Here is a 20,372-nt window from a genome sequence, read left to right as displayed (position 1 = left end):
CTACACTCCGAAAACCATCTCCTGCCTGGCCGACAAAACTAGAACCAGCGCTACAAAACTAGAACAAAGCCAACAAAGTCCGACAGGGCAAAATTCAAATCGTTACCAACTGCTGGAAGGTCCGCTTGAATAGTGTCCACCAGCCGGCCTTATCCACGTTTGCCGGGCTCTCCACCGGCACCTCGTTCAGCAGCTTGTTGTTGCGGTAGATGGCCAGCGTTCCGATCTTGTCTCCGGCTTTGAGCGGCGCCTTCACCTTGCCGGCCAGCTTCAGCTCGTACCGCACGTCGCCCTTGTCCTCGCCTTTCTTCAGCAGGATGCTGTAAGGGGTCTTGGCCTTCAGCGTGACCACCTGCTCCTTGCCCTTGTCCACCCGGATCGACCCGATGACGTCGCCCGCCTTCAGAATCGGATGGCTCGCATATTGGGCGAACGCATAGTCGAACAGCTTGGTCACCTCGGCGTTGCGCGTCTTGGTGTCGGGCTCGCCCATGACCACGGCGATCACGCGCAGCCCGTCCTTCTTGGCCGTCGCCGACAGGCAGAAGCGCGCTTCCGCTGTGAAGCCGGTCTTAAGCCCGTCCGCTCCCGGATAGAACCGGACAAGCTTGTTGGTATTGACCAGCCAGAACGGCTTGGCCGAGCTTTTGCGCAGATAGTCCTGATAGGCGCCCGTAAATTTGGTAATCTCCGGATGCTTGAGCAGCTCCCGCGACATGATGGCGATGTCGTAGGCGGTGGTATAGTGGTTCGCAACCGGAAGCCCGTTGCAGTTGGAGAAATGCGTATTGTTCATGCCGAGCTCCCCCGCGCGGGCGTTCATCTGCGCGACGAACGCTTCTTCGCTGCCGGCCAGCTTCTCGGCCATCGCCACGGAGGCGTCGTTGCCGGAGGCCATCGCGATGCCCTTCAGCATCTCTTCCACGGTCATCTCTTCTCCCGGCTCGAGGAAAATTTGCGAGCCGCCCATCGAGGCGGCATTCTCGCTCGCTCTCACCTTATCGGTCATGGTCAGCTTGCCTTGGTCGAGCGCTTCCATGATCAGCAGCATGGTCATGATCTTGGTGATGCTGGCCGGGGGCAGCTTGGTATCCTTGGCCTTGTCGTACAAGACCGTGCCCGTATCGCTGTCGATCAGAACGGCGGACTTGGCTCCAGGCGCGTAATCGGCAACGGGAGCGGATTTCTTCTCATCCGCATGAATGACTGGCGCGGCCAAACCCGAGACCAGGGTACAGGCGACCAGCAAAGCTAGCATCTTCTTCATCGTGGCAGGTTCCTCCCATATTGGAAATATCCGGTATTCCTTTTTTCCATTGTTGACGAATTGCCGCGAGAATATTCCCGTTGCGGTGAAACGGGACCCTACCTTTTTGCGTAAGGTACAGCACTAACGTGAAAATAGAGAACACAGGAGGAGTTATGGCATGAGTACAGAGATTCCGTTCAAAGGAAAAAAGAACCCCGCCCCCCGCATTGTCGGTTGGGTCGCGCTCGCCCTCGTCGCCCTGGTCGTGCTGTTCAACAGCTTCACCGTCGTCGATTACGGGCATGTCGGCATCCGCAAAACCCTGGGGAAAATGAGCAGCGAGACCCTGGGAGAAGGGCTGCACCTGAAGGTTCCGTTCATTCAGACGATCATTCCGGTCAACGTTCAAGTCACCAAGTCGGAGAGCGAAGCGGCCGCCGCTTCCCGCGACCTGCAGATCACCCATACCCGAATCGCCGTCAACTATCGGGTTGACGCCGCCGGAGCCTATAAGCTCTACAACAATGTCGGACCCGATTACGCCAACCGGATCGTCGGCCCGGCCGTCCAGGAAATCTTGAAATCCGTCACCAGCCGCTTCACGGCGGAGGAGCTGATCCAGAAGCGCGATACGGTGGCCCTGGAAGTAAAGGAAGGCTTGTCCGACCGGCTCAGCCATTACCAGCTCATCGTTACGGACATCAGCATCGTCAACTTCGAATTCGACGACGCCTTTAACCAGTCGATCGAAGCCAAGCAGATCGCAGCCCAGAAGGCGATGCAGGCGGAGAACGACCTGAAGCGCATCGAGATCGAGGCCAAGCAGAAGATCGCCCAGGCTCAGGCCGAAGCCGAATCGTTGCGGCTGAAGAAGCAGGAGGTTACCACCGAGCTGATTCAGCTCAAGCAGATCGAGGTTCAGGAGAAGGCGCTCGATAAATGGGATGGCAAGCTGCCGACCGTTACCGGCGGTGCGACGCCGTTCATCGACCTGAACAGCATCAGCCCGTCCGCCTCGACGTCTAGCGGCAGCGGCGCTGCCAAAGCGCCGGCCTCGTCGCCCTCGGCCAGCGCGAATCCGTAAGTTCGCCGGAAACAGTCAAAAAAAACAGGTCCGCCACGGCTTTCAGCGCCGCGGCGGACCTGTTTTTTGTCAATTCCAAACCGAAATTAGCTACGCTCGCCATTTGCTCAGATACCGCACGCGCAACCCCTCGCCGATGAGGTTGAAGGTGAATACCACGAACAGAATCGCAAACGCGGGATAAAAGACGAACGAGAACCTGCCGGAGAAAATGTCCGCCCGGTGGCTGGCCAACAGGCCGATCCAGTTGACGCTCGTATCGACGAATACCTTCGTCAGGTAATCGACCTCCACCCAGCGCTGCGTGAGGAAGATGCTCAGTACGCCCAGTTGGCCGAGCAGCAGCATGACCTTGCCGAGATCCTGGCAAAAGCCGATGAGCAGATCGGGAACCAGGCCCGGCAGGTAATAGCGGCGGATCAACCGCCGGCGGCTTAAGCCGAGCGCATGCCCGGCTTCGAAATACGGCTCCTTGGCCAGCTCCCGCGCCCGAACGGACACCGTATCCGCTACCCGTCCCGCTTCCAGCAAGGCGAGCAGGCACAGCACCCAGAAGAGCCGGTGGTCGCTGAACAACAGGAAAGGCGCGCTCAGGAGAAGCGCCGCGGAAAAGACCGTCGGCAGGAACGCGAACATCCGGTTCAGCACCTGGACGGCCGCGGAAGCGAAGCCTGTTCCCTTCCGCGCCAGCAGGCCGAGAGGAACGCCGATCAAATACCGCAGCGCGGCGATGGCTGCGATCAGAGCGACGGTATCGCGCGTCCCGACCACCAGCATGCTGAGGTTGTCGACTCCGGATTTGTCCGAGCCCAGCGGATTGGCGGCGGAAGGCTTGTACTTGGGGAGGATCAGCTTATGGGCTTCCGTCCAGCGATGCGGAACCGGGGTCAGCTTCTTGTCGACAAAAGGCAGTTCGGGTCCGAGGAACATCGCGAGAAGCAGTACAGCCAGCATGGCCAGCCCCACGGCGAGCGGCAGATTTCGCCGGCGTCTCATGCTTCCTCCCCTCCTTCCGGACGGGGGTCGAGCCGTTTCCGCGCCCACAGGCTGAAGCCCTGCACAAGCAGAATGAGCAGCATGAAGCAAAATGCGGTCTCGATGATGATGCCGGGTTCATAGTGGGGCCCGGTGCCCAGGGAACGGCTGTAATCGATCGCTTGATAGAGCCGGGCGGCCGCTCCGGGATAATTCATCAGGTATTCGACCATCAGGAGATTGGACAAGAGGTAGACCAGGAGCGTGGTCGAATGCGCGAGGATGCCGGGAAGGCTGTTGCGCAGAACGTAGGTGCGGAAGATGCTGCGCTCCTTCAGCCCCTTGGCCCGCGCCACCTGGATGTACATCGGATGTAAATGGGCGTCGAGCGCGTTGTGCGTGATCCGGGCCATATACAGCGTCGGAAAAAAAGACACCAGGAGCACCGGCAGCACGAAGGCGGACAGCCCGACATGCCCGAAGAAGCGAACCGACGGCATAAATCGGATGATTGCCCATTCAACGAGCAGGATAAACAAGAAATCGGGGGTGGATTGGAGCAGCATGGATGCTGCGCCGCCGAAAAGTCCGCTTTTGCGTCGGGCATGAAGGTGATCGAAGATGCCCTTCCCCATTCCGAGTACGGCGCTGAGGGCGAATGAGCCGGCAATGACGGCCAAACTGCGTCCCATCGCCGCGCCGACCACGGCCTCCACCGGCTGCCCGTCCCGGCTGCGGCCGAGGCTGCCCGTCTGCCAGGCTTCCCGGACGAAGGCTTGTATCCGGCCTGCGTACTCCTTCCAAGTCACGGTCGAGCTGGCCTTCAGCTCGTACTTCTCGACGGTAACCGTGAGTTCCCGCGGATACAGAACGATCAGAATAATGCCGATCATTGCCAGAATGCTGACGACAAGCGATCGGCGCAATTGGGCGTGGTAGGACATGGTCTCCTCCCGGTGTAATGCCGCCGAGCGGTTTAATCCGGTCGCGCGGCTTAGGGTTTTCCCCAGTGTACACCGGCCATCTGTGCCCGTCATTAGAATTCGGTGAGAGCCGATCCGCCGATTGGTAACCCGGCGGCGGCGTGGTACAATAGAGGGCAATCCGGAATCCCCAGACCCACTCTCGTCGATTGGAGGCGCCCCATGACAAAATCCCGGCTATTCGGCATCATCGATATCGGCTCCAACTCGGTACGGCTCGTTCTGTATGAAGACGCCGGCCACGGTATTCACCGCATCGTCGAGGAGAGCAAGAAGAATATTCGCCTCGTCGGAAAAGTTGCCCGAGACGGCTCTCTGCCTATCGATCAGCTCGATGAATTGATTCAGACGCTCGTTCACTTCCGGTCGGTTTGCGTTGCCAATCACGCCGACTTCATCCGGGCGGTGGCCACCGCCGCCGTTCGCAACGCCGCCAATTCCCGGGAAGTGGTCGAAGCGCTTCGCGCCGCCACCGGCCTCGCCATCGAAATCGCCAGCGACGAGGACGAAGCCCGCTACGGCTTCGTCGGTGTGATGAATTCGATGACCATCCGCGACGGCTTCCTGATCGATATCGGCGGAGGCAGTACGGAGATCACCCTGTTCCGCGACAGGCAGATCGTGAATTCCGTCTCCTTCCCGTTCGGAGCGGTCAACACGGCAAAGCGGTACGCTCCGAACGGAGCGACCGATGAAGCCAGCCTGCGCGATATCCGGGTGATGGCCGAGACGCTCTTCGAAACGCAGCCGTGGCTGCGGCAGCATCCCGGTCTGCCGCTCGTGGGACTCGGCGGCACCGTCCGCACGCTGGCCAAGCTGACCCAGAAGCGTTCCGGGTATTCCCTGCCGCTCACGCACAACTACCGCATCCCGCTCATCACCGTTCACGAGACGATCGATCTGCTCGGGAGCATGACGCTCGCGCAGAAGCTGAAGCTCGACGGGCTTGCCGCCGACCGGGCGGATATCCTCGTGCCCGGGCTCGTCCTGCTTCAAACCGCTCTCATGCACATCGGAGCCTCCTATTGCGTCGTCAGCGGTACGGGCTTGCGCGAAGGCGTCTATTACGAGACCGCTTGCCCGGAGCAGCCCGTGACCCACGATGTGCTCGCCCACAGCACTCAGATTCTCACCCACAATGCCGGAATGGCTCCCTCCCGCCACATCGACCAGGTTCACCGCCTAGCGATGCAGCTCTTCGACGGGCTGAAGACCTATCATCGGCTGGACGAGGGCGCGCGCAGCAGCCTGTATGCCGCGTCCCGGCTCTACCGGATCGGAGCCGCAGTCAATTATTACACCTATCCGGCCCATTCCTTCTACTGGATCACCCATGCCCGCCTATACGGGCTGGAGCATCGGGAGATCGTGCTGGCCGCCCTCATTGCCTCCCATACCGGCAAGAAGAAAACCCGCAAAGCCTTCCTGTCCCATCAGGATCTGCTCAGCGAGACGGACTTGTCCACGGCGGTGGCTCTGGGCGCGCTCTTGCAGCTCGCGGCAGCGCTCGACAACGGCCGTCGGGACCGCATCCGGGAAATCCGCGTCGCCAGTTCCGACGGCGCTCCTCTCCTGGAGCTTACCTGCTCGGAACCGCCGGAGGCCGAGCTGGAAACGGCCATGCGGCTGTCGGACGACTTCCGCAAGACCTGGGGTTTCCCCCTTCGCTTCGCCGTAAAGGAAGAGCACGGCCGCTGAATGCAAGCCACCGTTTGAATGGGCATCCAAACAGAAGAAGCATCCCGGTCCTTCCAAGGACGGGATGCTTCTTTGCGATGGGCAGCGGTCATGATCCGAATCGAATCAGCGGCGAAACCGCAGCGGCAACCCCCCGGCTCCGGCGGTGGTGTGGCCGCGCTCATGACCGGAGACCGCCGCAGGCGAGCCTCAGCGGTCCGCCGGCGCCGGGGCCGTGACGTCCGAAGGCTGCCCCCGCTTAGCCGGCTTCTTCCAGGCTTTGATCTTCGCCGCTTCAAATTGGCTGCGGAAGCCGCCGTCCTCCTCCGTGCGGCGCAGATAGGTCCCGTTCGGCTGAAGCAGCCGCGCCTTCGCCGTATCCTTCAGATGCAGCTTGAGAATGCGCACGAGGATGTCGCGGGTCGTCCGGCCGCGGACGGGGCACATCACCTCGACCCGGCGGGTTAAGTTGCGGGTCATCCAATCGGCGCTGGACAGCCAGGTCTCCGGCTCGCCGCCGTTCTCGAAGTAGAACAGCCGGGAGTGCTCCAGGTAGCGGTCGATGATGCTGCGCACCGTAATGTTTTCGCTGAGTCCCGGTACACCGGGCCGCAAGCAGCAGACGCCGCGCACGATCAGATCGATCTTGACGCCCGCTTGGGACGCCTCGTACAAATGGTCGATCATCTCCTGATTGGACAGCGAATTGATCTTGGCGATAATCCGTGCAGGCGAGCCCGCGCGGGCGAACTCCGTTTCCCTTCCGATCAGCCGGGCCAGCTCTCCGGCCATCCAGGTCGGCGCGGAGACCAGCTGGTTCAACCGCGGAGCGGTGGAATAGCCGGTGATTTCGTTGAACAGCGACGAAGCGTCTTCGCCGATCTCCGCGTCGGAAGTAAACAGGCCGACATCCGTATAAAGCCGGGCTGTATTCTCGTTGTAATTGCCGGTGCCGACATGCATGTACCGGCGCAGCCCATCCTCCTCTTGACGGATGATCTGGGTGACCTTGGCGTGCGTCTTCAGCCCGATCAGCCCGTAGACGACGTGGCAGCCCGCTTTTTCCAGCCGCTTCGCCCAAGCGATGTTCCGTTCTTCGTCGAAGCGGGCCTTCAGCTCCAGCACGACCGTTACCTGCTTGCCGTACTCCGCCGCCCGCTCCAGCGCCCGGACGAGCAACGAATTCCCGCTCACCCGATAGAGCGTAATCTTGATCGCCAGCACCTGCGGGTCCTCGGCCGCCTCGATGAGAAAATCGTTGACCGCCTGGAACGATTCATACGGATGATAGATGAGGACATCCTTCTTGCGGATGACGTCGAACAACGAATCCTCTTCAAGAAAATCCTCGGGGTACACCGGCTGCACCTCGGGGTATTTCAAGCTGCCGTTCTCCGGAATCATCTCCGGCAGCCGGGTCATGCAGCTCAGATCCAGCGGCCCTCCGTCGATCTCGAATACATCGGCGGAAATTTCGAATTCCTCGATCAGCTGCTCCAGCGCATACGGGTGAATGCCCTTCTCCACCTCCAGCCGCACCGGCGTTCCCCAGCGCCGCTTGCGCAGCTCCTTCTCGATTTCCTCCAGCAGGTCCTCCGCCGCTTCTTCGTCCAGCACAAGATCGGAGTTGCGCGTCAGCCGGAAGGCATGAACCGACACCGGCGCATACCCGTTGAAGAGGGTGTGGATATGCTCCCGGATAATCTCCTCCAGAAAAACGAAGTGAGCCTTCGCCTTGCCCCGCGTCGGCACCTGGACAAGACGGGAAAAGTTCGGCGGCACCCGCACGATGGCGAAATGCAGCTCGGCGTCCTCCTTGCCGACGTCTTCGCTGCGGGTCAAGACGACCGCCAGGTAGAGGCCCAGGCTGTTGATCAGCGGAAACGGACGGGCCTGATCAATGGCCATCGGCGTGAGCACCGGATAGACGATTTGGTGGAAGTGATGGTTAGCGGCTTTTTGCTGGGAAGCCGACAACTCGTCGAAGGTATGAATGCGAATGCCGTGTTTGGCGAGCTGACGGGTCAGCTCCTTGTATACCTTGTATTGCTCGGCGACAAAGGCGCTCGTCCGCTTGAAGATTCGCCGCAGCAGGCTTGCCGGGGCATAGCCGGTGAAATCCTTTTTGTTGTAGCCGTTCTTCTGCAGATCGAGCAGCCCCGCGACGCGGACGCTCATGAACTCGTCGAGGTTTGACGCTGTAATGCCGAGGAATTTGGCTTTTTCCAGGAGCGGGGTGTCCTTGTCCTGGGCCTCCTCGAGCACGCGCCGGTTGAATTCGATCCAGCTCAGCTCCCGGTTGATGTAGCGGGAAATCTCCTGCACGTTTTCTTCGGTTTTCATTGTGTACCACCCGTTTCCATTTCGCGTCGCAAAAAGGTTTTCTCTCACCCTAGTATGCCATGCAATTGTTAAGTCCATATTAAGAGCCTTGAAACAAGCCCTCGGGAATTTCGTTTCTTTCTTGACGAAAGTGTGGCACAATGGATAAAACTGCATGCGATCCGTTGAATCGCTTGGAAGAAAGGGTGAAGTTCAGTGGCCTCGTTGACCCGTGCCATCATCCTTGCGGCCCAATACCATGACGGCCAGAAGGACAAAGGAAATCAGCCTTACCTGTTTCATCCGCTGAGACTGATGCTGAACGCCCTGAGCGAAGACGAGCAGATCATTGCCGTCTTGCACGACACCATCGAAGACACCGAGTTAACCCTCGAGAGGCTGCGGGAGGAAGGCTTTTCGGAACGGATCGTGGAAGCGGTCGACGCCCTATCGCGCCGCAAAAAGGAATCGTATGAGAACTTTATTCTTCGGATCAAGCAAAATTCCTTGGCGCGCCGCGTAAAAATCCTCGACCTGCAGGACAACATGGCGCCGCTTCGGCTGCGCAAAAAGACCGACAAGGACAAAGACCGGCTGAAGAAGTACAGCCGGGCGCTCGATACGCTTCTGGGCGGCTTCCCGCCGTCGGAAGCCGAGGAAGGGAACGCCTCAAAGCCTTCCAAGGAACACACAACCAACACGGCCAGCAGCACCTCAGATGCCAGCGAGGAGCAGGCGAAGGAACGCGCAGCCGCAAAGGCGGCCGAGGAGCGGACAAAGGAACACACAGCCGCCGTGGCGGCCGAAGATTCGGCGGAGCGGAACGCCGCCATCGAAGCCGTCGGCGAGCCGCAAGCAGAGGCAGTGACGGCGGAACCTGCGGCCGAAGCGGCGGTCACGTTCGCGGAGCCGCTTCTTTCAGCCGAAGCTGCGGTCGTTCCCGAGGAACCGGTAGCCGAAGCGAAGCCGAAGGGCAGAAGCGACCGGCGCAGCCGGAAAAAACCGGCCGAGGATGCGGCTGTTCCCGCCGACTCCCCGGCGCCTTCTGTCTCCGCCGCCGAATCCGCGCGGCCCGGCAGACGCAGGAAACAGCCCGACCCGCAGGCAGCGGTATCGGCGGTTCAGGAGACCGCGGCCGCGGTCGACAAGCCGAAGGCCAAGCGCTCCCGGACGAAGCCGACGCCGGATTCAGCCAACTAAAGCGCACCGCATTTAGACAAACGGACCTTCCCGCAGGAAGGTCCGTTTGCTTTATGCGGTTTTCATATAGGCGAAGCCGCCGTGCTTTAGATGTGCTTTAGATGTGCTTTAGATGTGAATCGGATGGCCGAGGGCGACTTCCGCCGCTTCCATCGTGATCTCGCCCAGCGTCGGGTGAGCGTGGATGGTGAGGGCGATGTCTTCCGCCGTGGCGCCCATCTCGATGGCGAGTCCGAGCTCGGCGATCAGGTTGGAGGCTTCGATCCCGACGATCTGGCAGCCGAGGACAAGACCGGTATCCTTCGCTGTAATCAGCTTCATGAAGCCGTCCGGAGCATTCAGCGACAGCGCGCGGCCGTTGCCCATGAACGGGAACTTGGAAACCTTGACGGCGATTCCCTTCTCCTTGGCTTCCGACTCGCTCAGGCCGACGCTGGAGATTTCCGGATCGGAGAAGACCACGAGCGGGATGGCCCGGTAGTCGACTTCGCTCGCTTCCCCGGCGATGGCTTCCGCTGCGACCTTGCCTTCGTAAGAAGCCTTGTGCGCAAGCGCCGGTCCGGCGACGATGTCGCCGATGGCGTAGATGTGCGGCTTGTTGGTACGGCCCTGCTTGTCGACCTTGATCAGGCCGCGCTCGCCCATCTCGATGCCGATCATTTCGAGACCGAAGTCTTCATTGTCGGTATTCGGACGACGTCCGACCGTAATCAGTACATAGTCGGCCGTGACTTTCTTCTCTTCACCCTTGACCGTAAAGGTCACGGTGACGTCCTTGTCGGTAACTTCCGACGATTGAGCCATGGCTTCCGTGAAGATCTCCGCACCGCTTGCCTTCAGCTTCTTGACGACGAGCTGGGACAGCTCCTTTTCGAAGCCCGGCAGAATGCTGTTCGAGCCCTCCAGGATGGTGACCTTGGTGCCGAACTTGGCATACGCCTGGCTGAGCTCGATGCCGATGTAGCCGCCGCCGATGACGACCATGCTCTTCGGGATTTCCTTCAGAGCAAGCGCGCCGGTCGAGGAGACGATGCGCGGTCCGAACGGGAAGGCCTTCAGCTCGATCGGACGGGAGCCGACCGCGATGATGCAGTCCTTGAAGCGGTAGCGGGCCTGGCCTTCATCGTTGAAGACGCGAATTTCGTTCTCATTGATGAACATAGCCTCGCCGTTGTAAACCTGAATCTTGTTCTTCTTGAGCAGCGCGCCTACGCCGCCGGTCAGCTTTTTCACGACGGAACCTTTCCATTCCTGGACCTTGCTCCAGTCCACCTTGGGCTCGCCGGCAGTGATGCCGATGTCCGAAGCGTGCTCGATCGTTTCCAGCTGATGACCCGCGGAGATCAGGGCCTTGGAAGGAATGCAGCCGACGTTCAAGCAGACGCCGCCAATGTGTTCCTTCTCCACCACAAGCACGCTCTTGCCGAGCTGAGCGGCGCGGATGGCGGCCACATAGCCGCCGGGTCCCGCACCGATTACCACTACATCAATATCTACCGAAGCGTCACCTACTACCATGACTGCTTACACCTCCATAAGGAACAGATCAGGATCGGCCAACAGGTTCTTGATCAGGTTGAGGAAGTTCTGGGCCGTCGCACCGTCGATCAGGCGGTGGTCAAAGCTGAGCGAGAGAGCCATCACCGGAGCGGCAACCACTTGGCCATCGCGGACGACAGGCTTCTCGGTGATGCGGCCGGTGCCGAGAATGGCGACTTCCGGGAAGTTGATGATCGGCGTGAAGAACATGCCGCCGGCGGAGCCGATGTTGGTGATCGAGATGGTGCTGCCCTTCATCTCGTTCGCCGCCAGCTTGCCTTCGCGGCCGCGGGAAGCCAGGTCCTTGATCGACTCGGCGATCTTGAACAGGTTCTTGCGGTCGGCGTCGTGGATCACCGGAACGATCAGGCCGTTCTCGGTATCGGTGGCGATGCCGATGTTGTAGTACTTCTTGATGACGATCTCGCCTGCGGCTTCATCCAGCGTCGAGTTCAGAATCGGGAACTCGCGGCAAGCGGCGACGAGGGCTTTGACGATGAACGGCAGGTAGGTGACCTTGACGCCCTTCTTCTCGGCCAGCGGCTTCATCCGCGTACGGAATTCGACCAGCTTGGTCACGTCGACTTCGTCCATCAGGGTGACGTGCGGAGCCGTATAGGCCGACTTCACCATGGCGTTGGCAATGATCTTGCGGATGCCTTTGAACGGCACGCGCTCTTCTTCGCCTGCGCCGGCGGCAGCGGTCGATGCGGCAGGCGTAGCCTTCGCGGCTTGCGGCTCGGCGGCAGCGGTTTGGGCCGGGGCGGCAGCGGCCGGGGCGGTCTTGCCTTCGGCAAAGGCCAGCACGTCCTCGCGGGTGACATGGCCATTTTTGCCTGTGGCCGGAACGGAGCCGATGTTCACGCCTTTCTCGCGGGCGAGCTTGCGGACGCTCGGGGTCGCGAGGACTTCGGACGGGTCCTTCGCGGGAGCCGCCGAAGCGGCTGGTGCGCTTGCGCTCGGCGCAGCGGGCGTCGGAACGGGGTCCGGATCCTTGACGTTCTCGACGACGGCCTGGCCGATGTTGCCCTTGATCTGTTCTTCGCTTTCCGGCGCGTGAGTCGTGCCGCTGTCCTGCGATTCGTCGACCGGCTGCTCCGGCAGGTCTCCTTCCGCGTCAATGACGGCAACCACTTCGCCCACATGGCAAACCTGGCCGTCCTTCACGCGAACTTCCAATACCTTGCCGTTGACCGGGCAGGGAACTTCGACGACCGCTTTGTCGTTCTGAACGTCCATAATGATGTCTTCGTCGGTTACATCCTGGCCGACGCTGATATGAATCTTGACGATTTCGCCTTCATGCAGGCCTTCGCCCAGCTCGGGAAACTTATACTCGAATCTGGCCACAAGCGTATCCTCCTTGTATTCCCTAGAATTAGAAATCCAGTACTTTGTTCAAGCCGTCCACGATACGCGCCGGCGTCGGCAGCCAAGCGTCTTCGATCTGAGCGAAGGGGTAGACGGTATCCGGAGCGGCAACGCGAAGCACGGGGGCCTCCAGGTGAAGGATGGCCTTTTCGTTGATCTGCGCGATGATTTCCGGAGCGGCGCCTGCCATCCGCTGGGCTTCCTGTACGACGATGGCGCGGTTGGTCTTCTTGATGGATTCGACGATGGTATCGATATCGAGCGGGCTCAGGGTGCGAAGGTCGATGACCTCCACTTCCACTCCGCGGGATTTCTTGATGTCTTCCGCCGCCTGAAGGGATTTGTGCACCATCTGTCCGTACGTCAGGATGGTTGCATGCTTTCCTTCGCGAACGACATTGGCCTTGCCGATCGGCACCGTGTACTCGCCTTCCGGAACTTCGGCGCGGAAGGCATGGTAGAGGTTCAGGTGCTCCATGAAGAAGACCGGATCATTGTCGCGGATGGCCGAGATCATCAGGCCCTTGGCATCGTAGGGATTGGAAGGAATGACGACCTTGATGCCGGGGGTCTGGATCGCCAGGCCTTCCAGCGAGTCGGTGTGCAGCTCCGCCGCCTTGACGCCGCCGCCGAACGGCGTGCGGAATACGATCGGGGCGTTGTAGCGGCCGCCGGAACGGTAGCGCAGACGCGATGCCTGGACGAGCATCTGATCGAGGGCTTCATAGATGAAGCCAACGAATTGAATTTCCGCAATCGGGCGGAAGCCCTGAACCGCGAGGCCGAGGGCAAGGCCGCCGATCGCCGATTCGGCAAGCGGCGTATCGAAGACGCGCTCTTCGCCGAATTCCTTCTGTAGGCCTTCCGTCGCGCGGAATACGCCGCCAACGTGCCCGACATCTTCTCCGAACAGGAGCACGTTCTCATCGCGTTTCAGTTCGACGCGAATGGCGTCGCGGATCGCTTCTTTCAGGTTCATTTGTGCCATGACAACCGATATCCTCCTTAAGTTCCACAAGTTCAAGCGCGAGCCGCGCTTGGGGTTAAGCGTATGATTTCAACCGCTCGACGGCGGGATCAGGCAAACTCGGCTTTTTGCTCGGCGAGCTGGGGAGTCGGAGTCTCGAACATGGTGTCGATCAGGCCCGGAATGGTCATCTTCTCCGTCGCTTCCGCCTTCTTGATGTGCTCGGCCACCGCCGCCTTGGCTTCGTCCTTCACGCGGGCTGTGTCCTCGTCGCTCCAGAGGCCCTTCGAGGCGAGGTACGCGCCGAAGCGGACGATCGGGTCCTTGTGGCCCCACTCGGCTTCCTCTTCCTTCGTCCGGTATTTCGTCGTGTCGTCCGACAGGGAGTGCGGCTTAAAGCGGTACGTGAGAATCTCGATCAGCGTCGGCCCTTCGCCGTTGCGTCCACGGTCGGCCGCTTCCTTGACCGCTTTGTAGACGGCGACGACGTCCATGCCGTCCACCTGCACGCCGCGAATCCCGGCGGCGACGGATTTATGGGCGACCGAATGGGCTGCGGTCTGCTTGGAGAACGGAGTCGTGATCGCATAGCCGTTGTTCTGCACCACGAAAATCGCCGGAAGCTTGAATACGCCGGCGAAGTTCAGCGCTTCGTAGAAATCGCCTTCCGAGGAGCCGCCGTCGCCGGTATAGGTAATGGCGACGTTCTTCTTGCCGCGCTTCTTGAAGCCCATCGCGATGCCCATGGCGTGAAGCACCTGAGCGCCGATGATGATCTGAGGCATCAGGACATTGACGCCTTCCGGAATCTGCCCGCCGTGCTGATGGCCGCGGGAATACAGGAAAGCTTGATACAGCGGTAAGCCGTGCCAGACCAGCTGCGGCATATCGCGGTAGCCGGGGCAGATGAAATCTTCCTTCTCCAAGGCAAATTCGCTGCCGACCATCGACGCTTCCTGGCCGGATACCGGCGCATAGAAGCCGAGGCGGCCCTGACGGCCGAGGTTGATTGCACGCTCATCCCACGTCCGGGTGAATACCATCCGGCGCATGATCTCCTTCAATTGCTCGTCGGTCAGATCGGGCATTTCTTCTGCGTTCACGACCTTGCCTTCCGGAGAGATGATGGTCAGAGCCTTCACTTCTCCAGCTGTCACTTCATAGTCCTTACTCATGAATTCCCGCACCTCGCTTGGAAATTTTTCGTCTTTCTGTTATACCGATATTATAATACTGTTTCAGCAAAAAAGCCACTAAAAAAGTTAACTTTATCACACAGGTTATCGAATCTGTTACGAAACAGGGAACAAATAATACTGATACAGACAGAAAAACCACACCGACATTTTTACCCGTTCAGCAAAATGGTGAAACAACCGGCTTCTTGTTATAATTGAATAAATTTTGAACAAACACAGTTACAACAACCAAGGAGGTCTCGTGTTGGACAGCTCGACTTACAACAAACGCACCATTTTGAAACGGAAACTCGTCTCGAAGCACCTGGGAAAAGAGCGCAGCCTGTGGATCTACCTTCCCCCCGGCTACACCGAGCTCTCCACCTATCCGGTTCTGTATTGCCAGGACGGGCTTGAATTCCTGAATTTCGGCCGCATTGCCACCCATACCAATTATCTTGTCCTGGAAGAGGGAATCGTTTCCCCGGTGATCGTTGGAATCGAGGTGGATCTCCCCCAACGGACCGCCGAGTATGCAGCGGATGGAAGCCGCACCGCCGCCTATAAGCGTTTCGTCGTGGATGAGGTTCTGCCCGCCGTCGAACGGGAATTCCCGGTCCGCAACGACCGCGACGGCCGCATCCTGGCGGGCGATTCGCTCGGCGCGACGGTGTCGCTGCATCTGGCGCTGGATTATCCGGACCGCTTCCGTCATATTCTGTCCTTATCGGGCGCTTTTCTTAAGCCTACCCTCGACCGTGTGGCGGCGGAAACGGACTTGTCGCTGCTCCGGTTGTACCAGCTGATCGGGCTTCAAGAGGAAGCGGTTCAGACCGATACCGGCGTATACGACTTTCTCGCCGTCAACCGGCAGGCTTATCGCCTGTTCGCCGAGCGCGGCGCCGAGGTCCGGTACAAAGAAGCGGAGGGCAAGCACCTGTGGGGCTTCTGGCAAAACGAGCTGCCCGAAGCGCTCCGGTTCTTCTTCGGTCAATAGAAAAAGACGGCGTCGATCGACGCCGTCTTTTTTATGGGTTCAGTCGCTTCCAATTCCAAGCTCCTGTATTACTTGACCGGTTGTGATTGTTTTCACCTGTCGTAACGGCTCCGCAAAGCTTGCATCATCGCCTCGATCTGATCCCCGGGAATTCCGGCGTCGGCCAAATGCCGTACCGGAAGGCGCTCCTCCAGCCAGTTCAGGACTCCGGTGCGAAACCCCTCCGCCCCCCCGGGAACGCCTAGCTCTTCCAGGCTCGCCATCGTTTCCGGGCGAACATCAAGGTAGCCCGCCGCCGGCTCCAAGTCCCCGCTCGCCGGCTCTGGCGCAGCCGCTTCGGTCCGGGCTGCACCGCACGAACCGATACCCGACGCCCGCTCGTAGAACTCGCGGACCAGAGCGGCGCGTTGAACGCCGCTGCCCTCGGTCACGATGAAGCCCTGCACCACGAACGCCTTCGTTTGCCTCCGCTGGGCGATTCCGCAGAACTTCCGGCCGCCGATGCTCAGGTCGTAATCGCCCGGGCAGTAAGCTCCGCCGATTTCCCCGGCCTCCACTTCGTTCCCCGAAGAAGTCAGCGCCCCCTTTACGAGCTCTACCATGTACCGGAAATCCCGGCGGAAGGCGAGCGAACGTTCCGGATTCGGCAGGATCAACGAGACGTTGACCACCCCCGGGTCCAAGGGGACGGCCGCTCCGCCCGAATTGCGGACCAGCACATCGTAACCGAGGCCGCGCAGCCACTCCATCGCCGCTGCCGCATGCGGCAGCCGCCGGTCGCGCAGGCCCATGACGAAGGCGCGGGGGTGGCGCCACAGATGCACCAGCGGCTCCTCGCCCTCTCCGACCCGGCGGCAGAGCAGCTCGTCGACGGCAAATGAATGGGCGACATCGGTCCCTACGGCTTGGCCGGAGAAACGGTCAAGCAACCGGAGCGATGCCGGCCAGACGAGCGGTGAAGTCAGGTCTTCGCAGGCGCAGTCCTCTCCGCCGCGCGGCTCCTTCGCACTCATGACGGCTCCTCGACGAGCCGCTCCACACCGTGCCGCGATACGACCGCATAGACCAGCGGCGGTTTCGGCACCGGCTCACCGGACAGTCCGAAGGCAGCCACGACCCGGGTTGCCACTTCGCGCACGGTATCCTCGGAGGAGTTGACGTACAGCTCGGCCAGCGGCTCGCCTTTGGCAACAAACTCGCCGATGCCCTTATGCAGCACGATGCCGACCGCGAGGTCGATCACGGCCTCCTTGGTGGCGCGTCCGGCGCCCAGCGTCATCGCCGCGAGACCGATCTCCTCCGCGTCGATCGATTGGACGTAGCCTTCCTCCGGCGAAGGGACGGCCACCACCCGGGCGGCCTGCGGCAAGAGCGTCGGGTCGTCGATCACCGACGTATCCCCGCCTTGGGCCGCCGCCATTTCCTTCAGCTTCCCGAGGGCGGAGCCGTCGGCGATGTGCGCGGATAGAGCGGCCCGCGCCTCTTCGAGCCCGGCCGCCTTCCCGCCGAGGACGAGCATATGCGCCCCGAGGGTCAGCGCCACCTCCTGCAGCCGGGGCGACCCCTTGCCGTGCAGGGCCTCGATCGCTTCCTTCACTTCCAGCGCATTGCCGACCGCATTGCCGAGCGGCTGCTCCATGCCGGTGATCAGCGCCACCGTCTCGCGGCCGACCTCGGTTCCGATCGCCACCATCGCTTGGGCGAGCCGGATGGAATCGTCCAGCGTCTTCATGAAAGCGCCGCCGCCCGTCTTGACGTCGAGCAGGATCGCGTCGGCTCCCGCCGCGATCTTCTTGCTCATGATCGAGCTTGCGATCAGCGGAATCGAATCGACCGTCGCCGTCACGTCGCGCAGGCCGTACAGCTTCTTGTCGGCGGGCGTAAAATTGCCCGATTGGCCGATGATCGCAGCGCCGACCGTCCGCACCTGGGCGATGAATTCGTCGCGCGACAGCTCCGTGCGGAAGCCCGGAATCGCTTCGAGCTTGTCAATGGTTCCGCCCGTGTGGCCGAGCCCGCGTCCCGACATCTTCGCCACCGGGACTCCGGCCGCGGCCAGCAGCGGGACGAGCAGCAGGCTGGTGGTGTCGCCGACGCCGCCGGTGGAATGCTTGTCCACCTTGACGCCGGGAATGCCGCTCAAGTCCATTTGGTCGCCGGACCGGACCATGGCCATGGTCAGCTGGGCGGTCTCGGAGGCCGTCATGCCTTGAAAATAAACGGCCATCGCCCAGGCGGCCATCTGATAATCGGGGATGTCCCCCCGGGTATAGCCTTCAATCAGGAATGAGATTTCCGCTTCGGACAGCTCATGGCCGTCCCGTTTCTTCTGGATAAGATCCACTGTACGCATCGGTCTTCCGCCTCCACATGTTCGCTTGTCCGGTTTCGCTCGTTGTTCGATCAGTTCAGCTCGGAGAGGAAGCTCGTTCCGTATTCCGGCGCGCTGACGCCGAAGTTGTCCGCCACCGTCGCGCCGATGTCGCTGAAGGTGCGGCGGATGCCGAGCGAGCCCCCCTGGGCCATGGACGGACTCCACACGAGAAGCGGCGTGTATTCGCGGGTATGGTCGGTGCCGGCGTGGATCGGATCGTTGCCGTGATCTGCCGTCAGGATGAGCAGATCCTCCGCGGTCAGCTTGGCCATCAGCTCCGGCAGCGCCCGGTCGAAGTCCATCAGAGCCTGACCGTAGCCCTCGGGATCGCGGCGGTGGCCGTACAGCGAGTCAAAGTCGACCAGGTTGGTGAACGCCAGACCCCGGAAATCGCGGCCCATCGTCTCGATGGTAACCTGCATGCCGTGCTCATTGCTCTTGGTCGGCGTCGCTTCCGTCACTCCCTCGCCGACGAAGATATCGTTGATCTTGCCGATGGCGATCACATCGAGTCCGGCGTCGCGCAGGCGGTTCATCACCGTCGGCTGCGGCGGCTTGACGGCGTAATCGTGGCGATTCGGCGTCCGCTTGAAGCTCCCCGGCTCGCCGACATAGGGGCGGGCGATGACCCGGCCCACGGAATATTCCTCGGCCATGGTCAGCTCGCGGGCGATCCGGCAGGCTTCATAGAGCTCCTCCAACGGGATAATTTCCTCGTGCGCGGCGATCTGGAACACGCTGTCCGCCGAGGTATACACGATCCAGGCTCCGGTCTTCATCTGTTCCTCGCCCAGCTCGTCGAGAATTTCGGTGCCGGAGGCCGGCTTGTTGCCGATTACCTTGCGCCCGGTGCGGCGTTCGAATTCGTCGAGCAGCGCAGGCGGGAAGCCGTCGGGGTAGGTGTTGAACGGCACCTCGATCTTCAGCCCCATGATCTCCCAATGGCCGGTCATCGTGTCCTTGCCGACCGAGACCTCGGCCAGCTTTCCGTAACGGGCCTCCGGCTTGTCCGCCGCCGGCACGTTCTTCAGCGGGGCGATGTTGCCGAGGCCCAGCTTCTGCAGATTCGGCAGCGCAAAGCCCTCCACCCGCTCGGCGATATGGCCCAGGGTGTGAGCCCCCTGGTCGTTGAATTTCGCAGCGTCCGGCAATTCGCCGATGCCGACGCTGTCCAGCACGATCAAACAGATTCTGCGGTAGTTCATCTTTTGTTCCTCCTTCGATAGTCCAGCCTGCTCGCTCCCGGGTCGTTTCCGGGGAAACCAAAAAGCTCCGAAACGGAGCTTTTCCCTGTCATCTTCCGCCAACGCAAGCCGGCTCGCGCAGATTGCCGCGCCTTTACGGCTGCGCCGGCGGTCGTCCCTGCTAGATAGACTGAACTTACGATTTGCGCCTGTCCGATGGAATGTCGTTCCGCTTCTTCTCGACCTTCCTCTTCTCCGGCTTTCTTTTGTCCAGTCTACATAGTGTGTTCCTTACAACTAAAATTACCCGCCGCTTACGCCCTCAAATCGAATGCCCGGAGACCTCTTCTCCCGCCCGCGGATGGGCGCGGTCGTAGACCTCCTTGAGGTTGCTCTTCATCGTGCGGATGTAGACTTGGGTCGTGGACAGGTCGGCGTGGCCGAGCATCTCCTGAACGGAACGGATGTCCGCCCCTCCGTCGAGCAGATGGGTGGCAAACGAATGCCTCAGCGTATGCGGCGTAATCTCTTGCTCGATCCGGGCCTCCCGGGCGTACTTCTTGATGATCTTCCAGAAGCCCTGCCGGGTCAGCCGCGACCCCAGGTGATTGATGAACAGCGCAGGCTCGTCCGAGCCGTCCCGCAGCATGCAAGCCCGCATGTCCCTAAGATACAGCCGCAGCCATTTGGCCGCCGTCTTGCCGATCGGAATGACCCGTTCTTTGCGGTTCTTCCCGGAGCATTCGATAAAGCCCAGCTCGGGATTGACCTTCGAGACATCCAGGGAAATGAGCTCCGTCACCCGCACGCCGGTCGCGTACAGCATCTCCAGCATGACCTTATCCCGAACGCCCGCCGCGGTCCCGGTTTCCGGAGCCTCCAGCAGCTGCACGACCTCTTCCACCGACAGCACATGGGGAAGCCGCTTGTCCAGCTTGGGAGCCTCCAGTTGAAGCGCCGGGTTGCCGCCTGCGATCACGCCCTCGCCCGTCAGGTATTGATAGAAGGAACGGATCGAGACCAGGCTTCGGGAGACCGTAGATGCCGCCCGACCTCGGTTTTTGAGCTCCAGGAGGTATTTCTGAATGTGGATCCGCCGGGAATCCTTGAGCTCGGTCACCCCTTCCCCCCGCAGAAAAACGAGGTATTGGCTGATGTCCCGCTCGTAGGATTCCAGAGTGTTCGGTGCCAAGCCCTTCTCGGCCGAAACATGCTGAATGAAGGTCTGAAGCCATGCTTCCATAACATCGATGCCCCTTGTCCATGTGGTTG

The 20,372-nt window shown here is 60.9% G+C and carries 16 protein-coding genes; 4 read left to right on the top strand and 12 right to left on the bottom strand.

Going from position 1 to position 20,372, the window contains the following annotated elements:
- Window positions 1–94 precede the first annotated feature (94 nt).
- Window positions 95–1,267 (bottom strand): D-alanyl-D-alanine carboxypeptidase family protein, encoded by a 1,173-nt coding sequence (locus ACSEXS_RS06135; protein ID WP_438432279.1) that lies wholly within the window; start codon window positions 1,265–1,267, stop codon window positions 95–97.
- A 160-nt stretch (window positions 1,268–1,427) separates the two neighbouring features.
- Between ACSEXS_RS06135 and ACSEXS_RS06130 the strand changes: the two genes are divergently transcribed.
- Window positions 1,428–2,333 (top strand): prohibitin family protein, encoded by a 906-nt coding sequence (locus ACSEXS_RS06130; protein ID WP_438432278.1) that lies wholly within the window; start codon window positions 1,428–1,430, stop codon window positions 2,331–2,333.
- A 90-nt stretch (window positions 2,334–2,423) separates the two neighbouring features.
- Here the strand turns inward: ACSEXS_RS06130 and ACSEXS_RS06125 are convergent, their stop codons facing one another.
- The gene (locus ACSEXS_RS06125; RefSeq protein ID WP_438432277.1) at window positions 2,424–3,329 is read right to left on the bottom strand and encodes an ABC transporter permease subunit; all 906 of its coding nucleotides are present in this window, start codon (window positions 3,327–3,329) and stop codon (window positions 2,424–2,426) included.
- The gene (locus ACSEXS_RS06120) at window positions 3,326–4,252 is read right to left on the bottom strand and encodes an ABC transporter permease subunit (protein WP_438432276.1); all 927 of its coding nucleotides are present in this window, start codon (window positions 4,250–4,252) and stop codon (window positions 3,326–3,328) included. Before ACSEXS_RS06120 ends, ACSEXS_RS06125 begins: the two co-directional genes overlap by 4 nt.
- 201 nt (window positions 4,253–4,453) lie before the next feature.
- Between ACSEXS_RS06120 and ACSEXS_RS06115 the strand changes: the two genes are divergently transcribed.
- Window positions 4,454–5,989 (top strand): Ppx/GppA phosphatase family protein, encoded by a 1,536-nt coding sequence (locus ACSEXS_RS06115; RefSeq protein ID WP_438432275.1) that lies wholly within the window; start codon window positions 4,454–4,456, stop codon window positions 5,987–5,989.
- A gap of 189 nt (window positions 5,990–6,178) precedes the next feature.
- Here the strand turns inward: ACSEXS_RS06115 and ppk1 are convergent, their stop codons facing one another.
- Complete coding sequence (gene ppk1, locus ACSEXS_RS06110) at window positions 6,179–8,311, bottom strand: polyphosphate kinase 1 (protein WP_438432274.1); 2,133 nt, start codon at window positions 8,309–8,311, stop codon at window positions 6,179–6,181.
- A gap of 195 nt (window positions 8,312–8,506) precedes the next feature.
- Between ppk1 and ACSEXS_RS06105 the strand changes: the two genes are divergently transcribed.
- Window positions 8,507–9,490 carry a hypothetical protein gene (locus tag ACSEXS_RS06105; protein WP_438432273.1) on the top strand — a complete coding sequence of 328 codons (984 nt, stop codon included), beginning with the start codon at window positions 8,507–8,509 and terminating at the stop codon, window positions 9,488–9,490.
- 108 nt (window positions 9,491–9,598) lie between these two features.
- On the opposite strand, the gene lpdA is transcribed toward ACSEXS_RS06105, so the two are convergent.
- The 4 genes from lpdA to pdhA form a co-directional block, all read right to left on the bottom strand.
- Window positions 9,599–11,008: a dihydrolipoyl dehydrogenase gene (gene lpdA / locus ACSEXS_RS06100; RefSeq protein ID WP_438432272.1), complete on the bottom strand. Its 1,410-nt coding sequence runs from the start codon at window positions 11,006–11,008 to the stop codon at window positions 9,599–9,601.
- A 6-nt stretch (window positions 11,009–11,014) separates the two neighbouring features.
- Window positions 11,015–12,379 (bottom strand): dihydrolipoamide acetyltransferase family protein, encoded by a 1,365-nt coding sequence (locus ACSEXS_RS06095; RefSeq protein WP_438432271.1) that lies wholly within the window; start codon window positions 12,377–12,379, stop codon window positions 11,015–11,017.
- A 28-nt stretch (window positions 12,380–12,407) separates the two neighbouring features.
- Window positions 12,408–13,388, bottom strand: a complete 981-nt coding sequence (locus ACSEXS_RS06090; RefSeq protein WP_438432270.1) for an alpha-ketoacid dehydrogenase subunit beta — start codon at window positions 13,386–13,388, stop codon at window positions 12,408–12,410.
- A gap of 89 nt (window positions 13,389–13,477) precedes the next feature.
- Window positions 13,478–14,542, bottom strand: coding sequence for a pyruvate dehydrogenase (acetyl-transferring) E1 component subunit alpha (gene pdhA / locus ACSEXS_RS06085; RefSeq protein WP_438432269.1), 1,065 nt, complete (start codon window positions 14,540–14,542; stop codon window positions 13,478–13,480).
- Between the two features lie 268 nt (window positions 14,543–14,810).
- On the opposite strand from pdhA, the gene ACSEXS_RS06080 reads away from it, so the two are divergent.
- Window positions 14,811–15,542, top strand: a complete 732-nt coding sequence (locus tag ACSEXS_RS06080; RefSeq protein ID WP_438432268.1) for an alpha/beta hydrolase — start codon at window positions 14,811–14,813, stop codon at window positions 15,540–15,542.
- 92 nt (window positions 15,543–15,634) lie between these two features.
- Here the strand turns inward: ACSEXS_RS06080 and ACSEXS_RS06075 are convergent, their stop codons facing one another.
- From ACSEXS_RS06075 to xerD, 4 genes are all read right to left on the bottom strand, one after another.
- Window positions 15,635–16,555, bottom strand: a complete 921-nt coding sequence (locus tag ACSEXS_RS06075) for a lipoate--protein ligase family protein (RefSeq protein WP_438432267.1) — start codon at window positions 16,553–16,555, stop codon at window positions 15,635–15,637.
- Entirely contained in the window at window positions 16,552–17,895 is a 1,344-nt protein-coding gene (locus ACSEXS_RS06070) for a pyrimidine-nucleoside phosphorylase (protein WP_438432266.1), read from the bottom strand. Before ACSEXS_RS06070 ends, ACSEXS_RS06075 begins: the two co-directional genes overlap by 4 nt.
- A 50-nt stretch (window positions 17,896–17,945) precedes the next feature.
- Window positions 17,946–19,121, bottom strand: a complete 1,176-nt coding sequence (gene deoB, locus ACSEXS_RS06065) for a phosphopentomutase (protein ID WP_438432265.1) — start codon at window positions 19,119–19,121, stop codon at window positions 17,946–17,948.
- A gap of 301 nt (window positions 19,122–19,422) precedes the next feature.
- On the bottom strand, window positions 19,423–20,343 hold the full coding sequence (gene xerD, locus ACSEXS_RS06060; protein ID WP_438432264.1) for a site-specific tyrosine recombinase XerD: 921 nt from the start codon (window positions 20,341–20,343) through the stop codon (window positions 19,423–19,425).
- Window positions 20,344–20,372 lie beyond the last annotated feature (29 nt).

It is taken from the genome of Gorillibacterium terrae, assembly GCF_051594785.1.
Classification (GTDB): Bacteria; Bacillota; Bacilli; order Paenibacillales; family NBRC-103111; genus Gorillibacterium.
The sequence above is the reverse complement of the archived record's forward strand: the minus strand, read 5'-3'. Positions and strand labels throughout refer to the sequence as shown.